Source organism: Bradyrhizobium sp. CCBAU 53421 (assembly GCF_015291625.1).
Classification (GTDB): Bacteria; Pseudomonadota; Alphaproteobacteria; order Rhizobiales; family Xanthobacteraceae; genus Bradyrhizobium.
In genome coordinates this window covers 2,007,802-2,022,224 of sequence record NZ_CP030047.1, presented here as the reverse complement: position 1 = coordinate 2,022,224, position 14,423 = coordinate 2,007,802, and the positions used below count along the sequence as shown (strand labels likewise).

16 protein-coding genes are annotated in these 14,423 nt (G+C 65.2%); 5 read left to right on the top strand and 11 right to left on the bottom strand.

Annotated features, from left to right (window positions below; all coding sequences use genetic code 11):
- Positions 1-8 precede the first annotated feature (8 nt).
- On the bottom strand, positions 9-1,514 hold the full coding sequence (locus XH92_RS09565) for a CYTH and CHAD domain-containing protein (protein WP_194458993.1): 1,506 nt from the start codon (positions 1,512-1,514) through the stop codon (positions 9-11).
- 96 nt (positions 1,515-1,610) lie between these two features.
- Positions 1,611-1,871, bottom strand: a complete 261-nt coding sequence (locus XH92_RS09560; RefSeq protein WP_194458992.1) for a hypothetical protein — start codon at positions 1,869-1,871, stop codon at positions 1,611-1,613.
- Between the two features lie 218 nt (positions 1,872-2,089).
- Here XH92_RS09560 and XH92_RS09555 point away from each other — a divergent pair, with 218 nt between their 5' ends.
- Positions 2,090-2,266 (top strand): hypothetical protein, encoded by a 177-nt coding sequence (locus XH92_RS09555; RefSeq protein ID WP_194458991.1) that lies wholly within the window; start codon positions 2,090-2,092, stop codon positions 2,264-2,266.
- A gap of 50 nt (positions 2,267-2,316) precedes the next feature.
- Here XH92_RS09555 and XH92_RS09550 read toward each other — a convergent pair whose 3' ends face one another.
- The 6 genes from XH92_RS09550 to leuC are packed head-to-tail and all read right to left on the bottom strand — an operon-like array spanning position 2,317 to position 8,249.
- The gene (locus tag XH92_RS09550) at positions 2,317-3,189 is read right to left on the bottom strand and encodes an ABC transporter permease (protein ID WP_194458990.1); all 873 of its coding nucleotides are present in this window, start codon (positions 3,187-3,189) and stop codon (positions 2,317-2,319) included.
- Positions 3,186-4,019: an ABC transporter ATP-binding protein gene (locus XH92_RS09545; protein WP_194458989.1), complete on the bottom strand. Its 834-nt coding sequence runs from the start codon at positions 4,017-4,019 to the stop codon at positions 3,186-3,188. Before XH92_RS09545 ends, XH92_RS09550 begins: the two co-directional genes overlap by 4 nt.
- Entirely contained in the window at positions 4,016-5,077 is a 1,062-nt protein-coding gene (locus XH92_RS09540; protein WP_194458988.1) for an ABC transporter substrate-binding protein, read from the bottom strand. Before XH92_RS09540 ends, XH92_RS09545 begins: the two co-directional genes overlap by 4 nt.
- Entirely contained in the window at positions 5,077-6,210 is a 1,134-nt protein-coding gene (gene leuB / locus XH92_RS09535; protein WP_194458987.1) for a 3-isopropylmalate dehydrogenase, read from the bottom strand. The genes XH92_RS09540 and leuB overlap by 1 nt, the downstream gene beginning before the upstream one ends.
- Positions 6,207-6,842 carry a 3-isopropylmalate dehydratase small subunit gene (leuD, locus tag XH92_RS09530; RefSeq protein WP_194458986.1) on the bottom strand — a complete coding sequence of 212 codons (636 nt, stop codon included), beginning with the start codon at positions 6,840-6,842 and terminating at the stop codon, positions 6,207-6,209. The genes leuB and leuD overlap by 4 nt, the downstream gene beginning before the upstream one ends.
- Before the next feature lie 3 nt (positions 6,843-6,845).
- The gene (gene leuC / locus XH92_RS09525) at positions 6,846-8,249 is read right to left on the bottom strand and encodes a 3-isopropylmalate dehydratase large subunit (RefSeq protein WP_194458985.1); all 1,404 of its coding nucleotides are present in this window, start codon (positions 8,247-8,249) and stop codon (positions 6,846-6,848) included.
- A gap of 144 nt (positions 8,250-8,393) precedes the next feature.
- On the opposite strand from leuC, the gene XH92_RS09520 reads away from it, so the two are divergent.
- A complete protein-coding gene (locus XH92_RS09520; protein WP_194458984.1) occupies positions 8,394-9,164 on the top strand; it encodes an IclR family transcriptional regulator in 771 nt (256 codons plus the stop codon).
- Between the two features lie 220 nt (positions 9,165-9,384).
- On the opposite strand, the gene ald is transcribed toward XH92_RS09520, so the two are convergent.
- A complete protein-coding gene (gene ald, locus XH92_RS09515) occupies positions 9,385-10,500 on the bottom strand; it encodes an alanine dehydrogenase (RefSeq protein WP_194458983.1) in 1,116 nt (371 codons plus the stop codon).
- 131 nt (positions 10,501-10,631) lie between these two features.
- Here ald and XH92_RS09510 point away from each other — a divergent pair, with 131 nt between their 5' ends.
- Positions 10,632-11,120 carry an Lrp/AsnC family transcriptional regulator gene (locus XH92_RS09510; protein WP_050627110.1) on the top strand — a complete coding sequence of 163 codons (489 nt, stop codon included), beginning with the start codon at positions 10,632-10,634 and terminating at the stop codon, positions 11,118-11,120.
- 64 nt (positions 11,121-11,184) lie between these two features.
- Here XH92_RS09510 and XH92_RS09505 read toward each other — a convergent pair whose 3' ends face one another.
- Positions 11,185-11,745, bottom strand: coding sequence for a cytochrome b (locus XH92_RS09505; RefSeq protein WP_246788352.1), 561 nt, complete (start codon positions 11,743-11,745; stop codon positions 11,185-11,187).
- A gap of 488 nt (positions 11,746-12,233) precedes the next feature.
- Here XH92_RS09505 and XH92_RS09500 point away from each other — a divergent pair, with 488 nt between their 5' ends.
- Together XH92_RS09500 and XH92_RS09495 are read left to right on the top strand one after the other, a co-directional pair.
- The gene (locus tag XH92_RS09500) at positions 12,234-13,205 is read left to right on the top strand and encodes a hypothetical protein (protein WP_246788538.1); all 972 of its coding nucleotides are present in this window, start codon (positions 12,234-12,236) and stop codon (positions 13,203-13,205) included.
- Positions 13,206-13,289: 84 nt separating this feature from the next.
- The gene (locus XH92_RS09495; RefSeq protein WP_194458981.1) at positions 13,290-14,003 is read left to right on the top strand and encodes a type 1 glutamine amidotransferase; all 714 of its coding nucleotides are present in this window, start codon (positions 13,290-13,292) and stop codon (positions 14,001-14,003) included.
- A 9-nt stretch (positions 14,004-14,012) separates the two neighbouring features.
- Here the strand turns inward: XH92_RS09495 and XH92_RS09490 are convergent, their stop codons facing one another.
- Positions 14,013-14,363: a hypothetical protein gene (locus XH92_RS09490; RefSeq protein ID WP_194458980.1), complete on the bottom strand. Its 351-nt coding sequence runs from the start codon at positions 14,361-14,363 to the stop codon at positions 14,013-14,015.
- Positions 14,364-14,423 lie beyond the last annotated feature (60 nt).

The following is a 14,423-nucleotide window of genomic DNA, read 5'->3' as shown; positions in this document are numbered from 1 at the left end:
CGCGGCCGTCAACACTTCTCCAGTCCCCGCACTTCCTTGGCGGCGATCTTCATCAACGGCTTGACCGTCTGTTCCTCGCGGCCCAGCACAACGCCCGAGGCAAAGGCACGAGCGCGCTCCTTGCGATGCGGGGCCTTCAGCGCCGCGTCGACGGCCAGCTTGCGATGCGCGACGAAATCATTGAGCGAGCCAAGCGCGTCCTGAACACGCTTCAGATGCCTGGATAACCGCGCGAGTTGCTTCCGCTCGCGCTTACCTGGAAACAGGCTTTCGAAGAAGTCGATCGCGTATCTGAGTTTCTTGGCCCTGATGCGAACCTTGTGCCGCTCCTGGACGGAAAGTTTGTCGAGGCGCCGCCCCTCCTTGCGCAGCTTCTTGATGCGGCGATGCAGCAGCGCGGCTGCGAATCCGCCAATCGGACCGCCCTCGTCCGCCGCCGCGACGGTCTGGCCGGACTCGATCCATTGCAACGTGTCGATCAACAAATTCCGGTAGCGCGGCGAATCGACCGCCCGCCGCGCCTGCGCGAAGGCCCGGTCGCGGCGGCCTGAAAACTCCTGCCGGATCGCGCGGCCGCCTCGCCGCAGCAGCACATCATGCGTTGCGGGCTCGATCTCTTCCTTGACGAAGACGTCGAGTTCGCGCGCCGGCGCAAGTGCGCCGGTAAGCCACTTCAGCTCGGCCTTGACGTCTTCAGTCGAAGCCCTGGACAATATCTTGGAGAACAGCGAGATCGCCGCCCGCAGCCGACGCAGGCCAACCCGCATCTGATGGATGCCTTCCGGCTCGCCCTCGCGAACGGCGTCGACATTCGAGGAGAAGTGACGGAGTGTGGCGCGCGCGATCGCCCGAAAGGCCTCGCCTGCCGTGCACTCGTGATCGAGCGCGATGCTTCTGGCGAAGACCGCGATATGCTGCTCCGCGCCGGCAAGTTCATAGCCGCGATCGGCCTTCGAGCAGAGGTCGAGCTCGGCGTCCGACCGCCGCTCCAACTCCCTGGCGATCCGAAATAGGTCAAGCAGCCGTCCACGCTTCAGTTCGAGCTCGAGCTCCTGGATCGGACGGGACCGATGGCCGGCCGTGGCCCGCCCGCGATCGATCGCGAGCTCGATCTCGCTCCGCTTCGTGCGCAGCGGCACGGTGATGCGTCGCACTGACGTCTCGAACACCGGCTTCAGCTTGCGGCGCAGCCTGCCTGACGCGAGGCTCTCGAGCGGCGTACCTTCGGCCTTGTCGAGATCGAGCGCACCATCGGCGAGGTTGGTCTCCCATTCACCCCGTTCAAATCTTGGTCCCGCGTCGGATTTGATCGTCTGAACATGGCCGTGGCCGTCCCAGCGCACACGCAACGTGATTCCGTGCCGCTTCAGCTTATGCTTCCCGGTATCGAAATAAGTCGAAAGCAAATCGCTCTCGGACGGCACGCCGCCCTTCCCGCCGGCGATCCGTGGCTTCTCCAGCGCCTTTAGCTTGCGCGCCGGAACACGGAATTTGAGCTCTGTTTCAGCGGCCATTGCCTCTCCACGGATCCACCGTCGCGATCAAGCGACAAGCAAAAGTCCGCCGCGATGGGACCGCGGCGGACTTTGGATCACACAGACGATCGGTCGTTAGTCATCATCGTCGTGATGAATGACGGTCTTGCTGCGATTGCCGAATTCGTCCTGCTTCTTGATCACCGTGGTCCGGTCACGGCGCGGCTCACGCTCCCTGATCACGGTGGTGCGATCACGATCGCGGTCGCGATATTCGGGCGCCCGGCCGACGGTCACGCCGGCGCCGACGGGACCGGCACGAACGCCGATTTCATCGGCGAGCACAGGCGAGGCGATCGCGGTTACCATCGCCGCGGCGAACAGGTACTTCCTCATGACGTCTCTTCTCCTCCAGTTGCGACGCGAGGGAGGAACGTCGGGTGCGACATAGCGTTCCTATATCGATCATGATGCAGATCCTCGCGCGCTGATGCGGAATATCGCGCGGGGAACTTCGCTGAACAGGCATTCACGTGTGTGGCGAAATGCTCATGTTCCATGCGTTGAATAGCCTGATTTGATGTCCCACGTCCCCATCAACAGGAGGACGTTCCATGAAGCAATCGCAGCACTTCCTCGACAATGCGGAGAACTGCGCGCAGCTTGCCGAGCGCGCCAATGACGAGCCGACCCACAACCGCTTCAAGCGCATGGAAGCGGCCTGGCGCGCGCTGGCCAAGGAGCAGGATTGGCTCGACGGCAAGACCTCGCCGTCGGAAACCGCCGCGTAAGTTGGAAGATGGCCCGTGCGCGACAGGTGAATGTCGCCGCGGGCCGCTCTCTATTCGGCGCTGCGCTGCCGCTGCCAGCGCAACAGATAGGCCTGCAGCCGCCAGATGATCGCCGACAGCACGACACCGACCAGCATCAGCACCACGACCGCGACCATCATGCCGGAGGCCTCGCCGCGCGCCTCGGACTCGATGATGAGGCGGCCGATGCCGCGCTCGGCGCCGATGAATTCGCCGACGATCACGCCGATCAGCGCAAAGGAGATCGCGGGCGTCAGCGAGGCGAACACCCAGGCCATGGTCGAGGGGATCACCACGGTGCGGGTGATCTGCCACTCGCTGGCGCCGAGCAGCCGCGCGGCGTTGGTAAAGCCCTCGTCGATCGAGCGCGCGCCCTCGAAGGTGTTGAAGAACACCAGAAACACGACGACGATCCAGGAGGTCACGATCTTCGACATGTCGCCGATCCCGAACGCCAGCACGATGATCGGCGCCAACGCGATCCGCGGGATCGAATTCACCGCGGTGATGAAGGGCTGGAAGATCGCACTGAGACGGTCGGAGCGCCCGAGGATCAACCCGGCGACGAAGCCTGAGACCACGCCGGTGACGAAGCCGAAGAAGGTGTTCTTCAGCGTGATCGCGGTCGCGGCCCAGAGATTGTTCTCGTTGCGCGCCAGGCACTTTGCGAAGTCGCCGTTGAACCAGCCGTTGAAGACGCCGAGCTTGGTAGTCAGGCAGCTCTGAATCAGGAAGTTGTCGAAGATCATCGACGGCTTCGAGATGAAATACGGGTCGAGCAGGTCGGGCACCAGCCACGGCAGCCTGGTGCGGAGATCGTAGCCCCACTGCCAGACCGACAGCACGATGGCGCAGATCAGGACCTGCCAGCCGATTGTGCCGAGCGTGCCGTATCTCCTCATGCGCTGCGGCCCTTGACGAATTCCTCTCCGAGCGAGTGCCAGATGTGCTGGAACAGCTCGGCATAATGCGGAGTCTCGCGCACCTTCACCGCATCGCGCGGGCGGGCGAAGTCGACCGCGAACATGTCCTTGATGCGGCCCGGCCGCGCCGAGAACAGGATGATGCGGTCGGCCAAGGTCAGCGCCTCGCCGAGATCGTGGGTCACGAACAGCACGGTCTGCTGCTCGCGCTCCCAGATCCGGAGCAGCACCTCGTGCATGTCGATCTTGGTGTGGGTATCGAGCGCGCCGAACGGCTCGTCCATCAACAGGATCTGCGGCTCGACGATCAAAGTCCGCATCAGCGCCGCACGCTGCCGCATGCCGCCCGACAGCGCCGACGGATAGGCGTTCTCGAAACCCCTCAAGCCCGCCTGCGCGACGCATTCCGCAATGCGCTCCTTCCGCTCCGACGCGGGCACGCCGGATAGTTCCAGCCCATAGCCGATATTGTCGGCGACGGTGCGCCACGGAAACAGCGTGTCGCGCTGGAAGACATAGCCGACATCAGGTGTCGCCTTGCCGGGCACGACGCGCTTGCCGTCGATCAGGATCTCGCCGCCGGTCGGGCGGATCAGCGAGGCAATCATGTTGAGCACGGTGCTCTTGCCGGAGCCGGACGGCCCGAGCAGCGCGACGAACTCGCCGCGGCGCACATCGAAGCTGACGTCGCGCACCGCCTCGATGGTGGTCTTGGCGAGCTGGAACGACTTGCTCAGGCCCTTGACCTCGACGCGGCGCTCGGCCACGTCGCGCGGCGACACGGTTGCGCTCGTCTCGAGCGCGCTCAACCCGGATAGGCCTTTCGCGCCGCTTCGATCAGGTTGGAGTTGACCACGTCGGCGATCTTGAGCGGCTTGATGCCGGTCATCTCGCGGAACCAGACCTTCTCGCCGCGCGCGAAGCTCGCCGCGTCGACCGTCCCCTCGTAATCCGCGACCTTCTGGATCGCTGATATCTCGAGCAGATTGGCATCGCGCGAGGTGCTGCCGACATAGGGCTCGATGGCGTCGTAAACCTCGGTCGCCTTGTGGGTCTTGATCCATTGCGAGGCGCGCCACAGCGCGGTGACATAGGCCTGCATCTTGGCCGGATCCTTGTCGATGGTGGCCTGCAGCGTGAAATGCGCGGTCACCGGCACCTTGCCGCCGATATGCTTGTTCCAGATCGTCTCGTCGGTGCCGTCGAACAGCAATTCGCCCCAGCCCTGCTGCTGCGCCTCGTTCAGCAGCGACAGCGAAGAGACCAAGATATCGACCTGCTTCGATTTCAGCGAACCCAGCATGGTGTCGACATTGCCGGTGCCGATCCAGGTCACCTTGTCGTCGAGCCCCATGGTTTCCATGTAGTAGGACGCCCAGACATGGTTGGTGCCGCCGAGCGAGGAGACCGAGACGATCGGCTTGCGGCCATCGGGCCGCTTCCATTGCGTGAAGGCCTCCAGCGAGTTGATGCCCTGGTCCTTGAGGTCCTTGCGCAGGATGAACATCACCGAGTTCGACCGTGTGTCGACCGGCAGCAGCACGCGCGCCGCGCGGCCGTGATTGGTCAGCTGCATCGGATGAGTGACGTCGCCGATCCCGATATCGCCCTGCGACGAGGCGATGATCTCGCGGGTCTTCACGCCGCTGCCGCCCTGCACCAGCTTGCAGTCGAGCCCGGCGTCCTTGAAGTAGCCGATGCGGTCGGCCACGAATTGCGTCTGATAGACCGGCACCGCGACCGGATAGATCACGCGGTCGGTGGCCGCCTGCGCCCATCCACGCCCGGTCGCCAGCGCCGCGCCGCCCGAGGCGATCACCGTCAGTGCCGATCGCCTCGTAAGGTGGGGCGTGGTGAGGTGCGCCATCACGCGTGCTCCTTCGCCGAGATCTTGTCGAGCGCGCTAAGCACCGCATCACCCATCTGGGTGGTCGAGAGCTTTTTCGCGCCGGCCTCGGCGATGTCGGCCGTTCGTGCGCCTGACGCCAGAGCGGTCTGCACCGCCTTCTCCAAGAGGTCGGCATCCTCGGGGCGATTCAATGTCAGGCGCAGCAGCATCGCGACGCTGAGGATCGAGCCGAGCGGATTGGCAATGCCCTTGCCCGCGATATCAGGTGCGCTGCCGTGCACCGGCTCATACAGCGCCTTGCGCCGGCCGAAGCGATCGATCGGGCCGAGCGAGGCCGACGGCAGCATGCCGAGCGAGCCCGACGCCATCGCCGCGCAGTCGGACAGGATGTCGCCAAAGATGTTGCCGGTCACCATCACGTCGAACTGCCGCGGCTCGCGCACGATCTGCATCGCGGCATTGTCGACATAGAGATGGGTGAGTTCGACGTCGGAGAACTCCTCCTTGTGAAGCCTGATCACCTCCTCGCGCCAGACCACGCTGGTCTCCAGCACGTTGGCCTTGTCGACCGAGCAGACCTTGTTGCGCCGGGTCCGCGCCAACTCGAACGCCGAGCGCGCCACGCGGCGGATCTGGTTGGTGGTGTATTGCTCGGTGTTGAAGCCGCGGCGCTGGCCATCGGGCAGCGTCTCGATGCCGCGCGGCTCGCCGAAATAGATGCCGCTGGTCAATTCGCGGATGATGACGAAATCGACGCCGTCGAGCACCTCGGACTTGAGCGGCGCGGAGGCCGACAGCGCCGGGCTTGCCACGATCGGACGCAGATTGGCGTAGAGATCGTATTTGCTGCGCAGCCCCAGCAGACTGCCGGCCTTGCGCGCAGCCACCGGCACTTCGGTGGTCTCGGGTCCGCCGGTCGCACCCCACAGGATGGCGTCGGCCTCGTCCATCGCCTCCGCGGTGTCCTCGGGCAGCACCTTGCCGGTCGCCAGATACGGGATCAGGCCGTACTGCGCCTCGCGCAAGGTCATCGGTACGTTGCGTTTGGCCGCGAACCAGTCGAGCACGCGGCGCGACTGCGCGGTGACCTCGGGGCCGATGCCCTCGCCGCCGACGACGGCAACCTTGACCATGTTGGATTGCGTGCTCATGCTGATATCCTTGTCGAATGGATCCAGGGCCGCGCCGCGCGGTCGGAAGCCTGGAAAGCGAGGATCTCGTCGTCGCGCCGCAGCGTCAGCGCCACCTCGTCGAGCCCCTTCAATAGCCCTTCGCGCCGTCGCGGGTCGATCTCGAAGGAATGCCGCGCGCCCGACGGCGAGACGATGGTCTGGGCCTCGAGGTCGATCGAGACCTTGCCAGCGCCCTGGGTCGCCTCGATGTCGGCGGCGAGCTGATCGACCACCGCCTTGTCGACGATGACGGGCAGAATGCCGTTCTGGAAGCAGTTAGCAAAGAAGATGTCGCCGAAACCGGAGCCGATGACGGCGCGGATGCCGCGCTCCTGCAGCGACCATACCGCGCCCTCGCGCGAGGAGCCGCAGCCGAAATTCGGTCCGGTCACCAAAATCTCCGCCTCGCGATACGGCTCGCGGTTGAGGATGAAATCCGGATTCTCCGAGCCGTCGGGCAGATAGCGCAGCGAGCCGAATGCCCATTTGCCGAGCGTGCCGCGGATCGAATTGCCGACCAGACGCTCGATCCGGATGATCACGTCGGTATCGATATTGGCGCGCATGATCGGCGCGGCGGTCGCGGTGAGCTTGTCGAATGGTTTTGGCATCGTCTAGCGCCCCATCATCCTGACATCGGCGATCGCGCCGGCGATGGCGGAGGCCGCCGCACTCGCGGGGCTCGCCAGATGCGTCCGCGCCCGCGGCCCCTGCCGGCCGACGAAATTGCGGTTCGAGGTCGAGACCGAGCGCTGCCCCGGCGCCACCACCTCGCCATTGGCGGCAAGGCACATCGAGCAGCCCGGCTCGCGCCATTCGAAGCCGGCATCGATGAAGATCTTGTCGAGCCCTTCGGCCATCGCCTCGCGCTTGACGTTCTCCGAGCCCGGCACCACCCAGGCGCGGACCCCGGCAGCGACCTTGCGGCCACGCGCGACCTCGGCCGCGGCGCGCAGATCGCTTAAGCGACTGTTGGTGCAGGAGCCGATGAACACCCAATCGACCGGCGTGCCGGCGATCGGCGCACCGCCCTGCAGACCCATATACTCGAGCGCGGTCTCGATCGCGGCGCGACGTGCGGGATCGTCGACCGCCTTCGGATCGGGAATGACGCCGTCGACGCCGACGACATGCTCGGGGCTGATGCCCCAGGTCACCTGCGGGATGATCTTCTCGACGTCGATCACGACCTCGCGGTCGAACACCGCGTCGGGGTCGCTCGGCAATTCGCGCCACGCCTTGACTGCGAGATCCCACATCTCGCCTTGCGGCGCATAGGGACGGCCGCGCAGGAATTCGAAGGTCTTCTCGTCCGGCGCCACCATGCCCATCTTGGCGCCGAGCTCGATCGAGAGGTTGCAGATCGTCAGCCGTCCCTCGATCGGCAGTTCGCGGATCGCGCTCCCGGCATATTCGACCGCATAGCCGGTGCCGCCGGCGGCACCGATTTGCCCGATCAGCGCCAGGATCATGTCCTTGGCGGTGACGCCGAGCGGCAGCTTGCCCTCGAAGCGCGCCCGCAGCGTCTTCGGACGCTTCTGGATCAACGCCTGCGTCGCCAGCACATGGGCGAGCTCGCTCGACCCGATGCCGAAGGCGAGCGCCCCTAAGCCGCCATGGGTGCAGGTGTGGCTGTCGCCGCAGACGATCGTCGCGCCCGGCAGGCTCAGGCCGAGCTCCGGCCCGATGACGTGGACGATGCCCTGGCCGGGCTGATCGACATCGAACAGCGTGATGCCACTCGCCGCCGTCTCGACCCGCAGCGCAGCCAGCAATTCCAATCCGATCTTGCTGGTTCCGGCGCGGCCGGGCGCCGTGGACAGCGCGTGATCCGGCGTTGCGAATGTCAGCTCGGGATTGTGAACCTTGAGACCACGGCTCTTGAGATCGAGCAGGCCGCGCGAGCCGCCGAGATCATGCAGCAGATGGCGGTCGATATGAAGCAGATCAGTGTCCTCGCTCAAACGGGCAATGACATGCTGATCCCAGATCTTCTCGAGCAAACTTCGGCCGGACATCCGCCTTCCCCTGCTCTCTGCGTTTCCATGGCTTGGTCTTGTTGGGCGCCAATCTGTGCCAAAGTTGTCGTCAAGTGAAGCAGTTTTGCCCTAACATCACATATGTGATGGAGGCGCGGTACTTGACCCGCCGAGGAGCCAGCCATGCCGAATCCGAATAAGACGGCCATCATCAAATCGGCCATGCGGACGTTTGCAGTTCTGGAGTTCTTTCGGAAAACGAAGCGAGCGGCTTCCGTGACCGAAATAGCTTTCGCGCTGGAGATGCCCCAATCGAGCACGTCGGTGTTGCTTCGCTGTCTCGTTGAATTGAACTACCTTGAATACGAGCGAAAGAGCCGGCTTTTCATCCCGAGCTACCGGGTCAATCTGCTCGGTGACTGGATCCGTCGTTCTCCGTTCCGCGATAAAAAGCTCACCGATCTGATGGAGGAACTCTGGACCGCGACCGGCGGCGAAACCGTCATGCTTGGACAACAGGCCGGCGCCGCCGGGATGCAGTATCTGCACGTTGTCCCTGGCGGCTCCCAGCTTCAGTACACCGCCCAAGCCGGTCAGGTACGACCGATGGTTCGGACCGCACTCGGACACGTGCTGCTGAGCCAGATGCCGAACACCACAATTCGCGGCATTATCCGGCGCAACAACGCCGAGGAGCCGATTCAGTCGGCGCGGGTTCGCGAATCGGCCTTTCTCGAGGAGGTCGAGCGCATTCGCCGCCGCGGCTTTTCCGAGACAGGCGGCCGCACGACGCCGGGCGCAAACACAATAGGCATGCTGATTCCTCTGCCGAAGCGACGCGCTCCGCTCGCGATCGGCATCGGCGGCCCGATCGAGCGCATCGCGGCAAAGCGCGCGCACATCATCGAAGTCATGCAGAGCCGGCTGAAAGAACTGACAGACGCAGCTCCGTAGCCCGGATGGAGCGAAAGCGAAATCCGGGGAAGCATCGGCGCGAAAGGTCGATCCTCTCCTTCCCCCTGAAAGGGGGAAGGTCGGGATGGGGGTCCGCCGCAGGCGACGCTCTATGTGGAGAGAGAAGACCCCCACCCGCTTTGCTCTGGCGAGCAAAGCGACCTCCCCTTTTCAAGGGGAGGTTAAAGCCGCGCGGCAATTAGACCTTCCGGATTTCGCCTTACGACGCCAGCGCTTCCTCCGGCATCACGGCCGACAGATGCTGGCTCTCGGCGACGGCGCGGTTGGTGATGCGGCCGCGATGGACGTTGAGGCCGGCACGCAGATGCGGATCCTCAACCAGCGCGCGCAGCCCCTTCGAGGCCAGCGCCAGGCCGAACGGCAAGGTGGCGTGGTTGAGCGCATGGCTCGAGGTGACCGGCACCGCGCCCGGCATGTTGGCGACGCAGTAATGCACGATGTCGTCGACCAGATAGGTCGGCGCCTGGTGCGTGGTCGGCTTCGAGGTCTCGAAGCAGCCGCCCTGATCGATCGCGACGTCGACCAGCACCGCGCGACGTTTCATGCCGGCAAGCTGCGCGCGCGACACCAGCTTTGGCGCGCTGGCGCCGGGCACCAGCACCGCGCCGATCACGACGTCGGCTGCGAAGACTTCCTGCTCGATCGCCTCCAGCGTGGCGTAACGGGTGCGAACGCGGCCGAGGAAGAGGTCGTCGAGCGCGCGAAGCCGCGGCAATGAGCGGTCGAGGATGGTGACGTCGCTGCCGAGCCCGGCCGCCATCCGCGCTGCATGGGTGCCGACCACGCCGCCGCCGATGATCGCAACGCGCGCCGGCGGAACGCCCGGCACGCCGCCGAGCAGCTTGCCCATGCCGTCGGCTGATTTGCGCAACGCGGCGCCCGCGGCCTCGATCGCCAGCCGGCCGGCGACTTCGCTCATCGGCGCGAGCAGCGGCAGCCCGCCATGCGCGTCGGTCACGGTCTCATAGGCGACCGCCGTGCAGCCGGAGGCGACGAGCCCCGCGGTCTGCGGCACGTCGGGCGCGAGATGCAGATAGGTGAACAGGATCTGGCCCTCGCGCAGCCTGATCCATTCCGACGGCTGCGGCTCCTTCACCTTCACGATCATCTCGGCGACCGAGAACACCTCTTCGGCGGTGTTGGCGATCCGTGCGCCGGCCTGGGTGTAGACGTCATCGCCGGCACCGATGCCGTCACCGGCGCCGCGCTGGACCACGACCTCGTGGCCGTGCGCCACATATTCCCGCACCGAGGCAGGCGTCAGCCCGACCCGATATTCCTCGACCTTGATCTCCTTGGGCACGCCGATGCGCATGGTCTGCTCCTTGAAGCATTGGATTCGTTTCCGCCTCGCCCAAGGCTATTCCCCGTCACATGGCGTTTCTCAGCGAATTCCGGCTTGCCCACATCGAAATACGCTCATATCCTTCGTTTCAAATTCAGCTCTTGAAGGAAAACTGCGTGGACGGTCTCGATCGTATCGATCTCAGAATCCTTGCCGAGCTGGTCACTGATGCTCGCGCGAGCCAGATCGAGCTTGCCGAGAAGGTCGGGCTGTCGCCGACCGCCTGCGCGCGGCGCATCCGCCATCTCGAGGAGATCGGCGTGATCCGCGGCTACCGCGTCGACCTCGAGCCGAGTGCGCTCGGCCTCGTGACCACCGTCGTCGTCACCATCACGCTGGAGAAGCAGAGCGAGGATTATCTCGCAGCCTTCGAGGCGGCGATCGCGCGCTGCCCCGACGTCGTGTCCTGCCATCTGATGTCGGGCAGCGACGACTATCATCTGCAGGTGATCGCCCGCGACATCGCCGACTTCGAGCGCATCCACAAGCAGCATCTGTCGCGGATGCCGGGCGTCGCCCGCATCCACTCCAGCTTCGCGATGCGCGAGGTGGTTCGCCGCACCATTCCGGAGACCGCGCTGCGCGGCTGACGGCCAGAGCGTTTTCGAGCGAAGTGGACACCGGGTCGCGTGAAGAAAACGCGTCAAATATGAATCAGGATGTGTTGCGGCTCGCGCGCGGCCACATCCGCGCCAGCGTCTCGTCCTTCTTCACCACGACATGCCACAGCGTCGCGGCGATATGCAGCGCGACCACGGCATAGACGAACCACGCAAGCAGGCCGTGAGCCAGCTCGCCCGCCTCCGCCACCGCCTTGTTGTCGGCGAACAGGCGCGGCCAGCTGAAGGTCCAGAAATAACGCAGCGAATAGCCGCCGGCCGACGAGAACATGTAGCCGGTCACCGGCATCACGAACAGGATGGCGTAGAGCGCCCAGTGATTGAGCCTTGCTGCGATCCTGACCAGCGGCGAGAACGACCCCGGCTCCGGCGGCGCAGTGGTCACGGCCCGCACCATCAGCCGCAGGATCGCCAGGAAGAACAGCGTGACGCCGAGTGACTTGTGCACCTCGAGCAGCTCGCGCCGCGGCGACGTCCCCGCCGGCTGCAGCCCGCAATAGAGCCCGATCAGCATGGCCGCGATGAACAGCACCGCCGTCGCCCAGTGAATCCGGCGGAGCAGCGGATCGTAGCTGGCCGTGATGTCCGTCGTCACAAGGCGCCTTCGCTTGAAGCCAGCCCGTGCGGGTTCGGCCTGAAAATGGAAGCCGTTCAATAGATGATCGCGCGAAGCCTGCCTACCGACGCCGGCGTCAGCTGCGATCACGATCGCGAAGGCTGGAGGGTCGGTGCTTCCCCTCGTCATTCCGGGGCACGCCAACGGGTCCGCGCAGAGCGCGGCCCGATGACAGGCTCCACGCGAGCCCGGAATCCATTCAACAGCAACATGGCGGCCCGATGGATTCCGGGCCTGCGCCTTCGGCGCATCCCGGAATGGCGAAGGAAGTACCGCTCGCCCCGGAACGACGAACGGCGCGCCACGCGCTCACTGTCACAAACCGCGCTCGCTGTCACAAACGCTGTCACAATCGGAGCCGCCCGGCCCCGCGCCACACGCATTTTTTAGTCGTGATTCGTCAGCTTCTATGACAGAATTACTACAGTTCAATATCAATTCGGTTACACGCGGAGCGGTGAATGAGCATGGAGTGGCGGGCGCGGCCGGTTACGCTGGCTTGGTCAAATCCAGTGGTCCGGTGGTGGGGCTTCCTGAGTCTCGTCAGCGCCGCCAACATCGCGGTGTGGTTCGCGCTCTACCGCCAGTTCCATGAGCAGGCCAATGGCAGCTTCAGCAACACCACCGGCATCGGCCTGATGCTGCTGCTGTGCGCGGCCTATGTGTTCGGCTGCGCGTTCCGTTCGGTGCTGCCGCGCGCCGACGTGCAGCGCATCTGCCTGTTCGACCACTGGCTGTCGAGCGTCATGGTGGGCCGCACCGTCGCCACGATCGCCGAGATCTGCTTCGCCGCGCAATGGGCGATCATCCTGCATCAGCTCGGCACCATGACCGGTGCCGAGACCAGCCTGACCATCGCCTGGATCATCGTGCCGCTGATCGTGATCGCGGAATGCTTCTCCTGGTATGCGGTGCTGACCACCCACTATCTCTGCAACGCGATCGAGAACTCGATCTGGGCCGTGGTGTTCTTCCTGGTCGGGATTGCGCTGTGCCGGCTGCTGCCGGAGTTTCATGGCCCGGTGCGCTGGGCCTTCATCGTCGCGATCCTCGGCATCGCCGCCTTCCTCGCCTTCCTGATGACCGTCGACGTCCCGATGTATCTGAACCGCTGGCGCGCCAACCTCGCCGCCGGCGGCACCTTGCTGCATCCGCTGGACGGCCTGCGCGATGTCAGCCGGCGCTGGGTCGTGACCCACGACATCGCCGAGTGGCGCGAGGAGATCGCCTGGATGTCGCTGTATTTCAGCATGGCGGTGTGGTCGAGCCTCGCGCTCTGCGTCGGATATTCGCTCGAGGATCAGCTGCCGCGCTACCGGACCGAGCCGGCGATTGTCGCGACGGCACCGGCAATTGTGACGACGCCGGCGACCGCGAACGCAACGCCGGCAGCGCAGCACACCGCGACGATCGACGCGGCTTCACCGTCGCGGAATTGATCGGCGGCCGCGCCGCGCGGCTTGTGGCCGTCAGCGTTTTCGGAGTAAACGCTGAGGCGTTCCGCCCATCCGCCAACGCGTCCCATGCCCCGCATCACCATCATCGAAACCGGGCTCGTCAGCCCGCAATTCCGCGAGCGCCACGGCAGCTATCCGAAGATGTTCCAACGGATGGTAGCGGCAGCCGACGCATCGGTGAGCTGCGACGTCGTGAGCGTCGCCAACGGTGAGCCACTTCCGGATCCCATGACACTGGACGCGATCCTGATCACGGGATCGGCAGCCGGCGTCTATGACGACGTCGCCTGGATCGCGCCGCTCGAAGCCTTCGTGCGCACAGCCCACGACCAGCGCGTTCCGATGGTCGGCGTCTGCTTCGGCCACCAGCTGATCGCGCAGGCGCTCGGTGGCACCGTGCGCAAGTCCGAGAAGGGCTGGGGCATCGGCCGCCATGTCTATCGGCTCGTGCCGGACAACGGGCTGCTCGACGGCGAGACGATCGCGGTGGCCGCCTCGCATCAGGACCAGGTGATCGTCCCGCCAGCCTCCGCGCGCACCATCATGTCGTCCGACTTCACGCCGCATGCCGGGCTGCTTTATGCCAACGGTACCACGCTGTCGGTGCAGCCGCATCCGGAATTCACCGCCGACTACGCCGGCGCGCTGTGCGAGCTGCGCCGCGGCCTTGCGCCCGACGCCTTGGTCGACACCGCCAAGGCTTCGCTCGCCGAGGAGCTCGACCACGCCACGCTCGGCGGCGTGGTCACACGCTTCCTCACCGGCCGCACACCTGCCTAGGATAGCGCCTCAGGTCATGCTGCCCGGCATGAAGCAGCGCACGCGCGGATGGCCGTCGATATAGTGCTTCCACACCATGGTTCGCCCGACCTTGTTCGGCTCGGTGATCAAGGCCTCGTCCGGCACCACGACCCATTCGTCGTCGATGTGCACGCGATAATGGCCGTGGTCCGATTCCCAATCGGGATCGGCGACCACGGAGCCGTCGGCATCGGAGCAGCATTGTCCGTAACCGCTGTGCAGGCTTTCGAACCAGGGTTTCAGTGGTGAATTGGCGTAGCGGCCGTCGTCGCGCGCCAGGGTGGGCGATGTCAGCCACAACGCCCCCAGCAGCAGTACCGCACGTGTGATGACGTGCATGTCGTCGTCTCCGTAAGTGTCGATCCGGCTGCGGGCGCGCATCACTTACTGTTCGCCGGC

Coding starts and splice junctions, on each gene's coding strand:
- XH92_RS09565 (WP_194458993.1), bottom strand. CDS start 1,514: ATGGCCGCTGAAACAGAGCTCAAATTCCGTGTTCCGGCGCGCAAGCTA.
- XH92_RS09560 (WP_194458992.1), bottom strand. CDS start 1,871: ATGAGGAAGTACCTGTTCGCCGCGGCGATGGTAACCGCGATCGCCTCG.
- XH92_RS09555 (WP_194458991.1), top strand. CDS start 2,090: ATGAAGCAATCGCAGCACTTCCTCGACAATGCGGAGAACTGCGCGCAG.
- XH92_RS09550 (WP_194458990.1), bottom strand. CDS start 3,189: ATGAGGAGATACGGCACGCTCGGCACAATCGGCTGGCAGGTCCTGATC.
- XH92_RS09540 (WP_194458988.1), bottom strand. CDS start 5,077: ATGGCGCACCTCACCACGCCCCACCTTACGAGGCGATCGGCACTGACG.
- leuB (WP_194458987.1), bottom strand. CDS start 6,210: ATGAGCACGCAATCCAACATGGTCAAGGTTGCCGTCGTCGGCGGCGAG.
- leuD (WP_194458986.1), bottom strand. CDS start 6,842: ATGCCAAAACCATTCGACAAGCTCACCGCGACCGCCGCGCCGATCATG.
- leuC (WP_194458985.1), bottom strand. CDS start 8,249: ATGTCCGGCCGAAGTTTGCTCGAGAAGATCTGGGATCAGCATGTCATT.
- XH92_RS09520 (WP_194458984.1), top strand. CDS start 8,394: ATGCCGAATCCGAATAAGACGGCCATCATCAAATCGGCCATGCGGACG.
- ald (WP_194458983.1), bottom strand. CDS start 10,500: ATGCGCATCGGCGTGCCCAAGGAGATCAAGGTCGAGGAATATCGGGTC.
- XH92_RS09500 (WP_246788538.1), top strand. CDS start 12,234: ATGGAGTGGCGGGCGCGGCCGGTTACGCTGGCTTGGTCAAATCCAGTG.
- XH92_RS09495 (WP_194458981.1), top strand. CDS start 13,290: ATGCCCCGCATCACCATCATCGAAACCGGGCTCGTCAGCCCGCAATTC.
- XH92_RS09490 (WP_194458980.1), bottom strand. CDS start 14,363: ATGCACGTCATCACACGTGCGGTACTGCTGCTGGGGGCGTTGTGGCTG.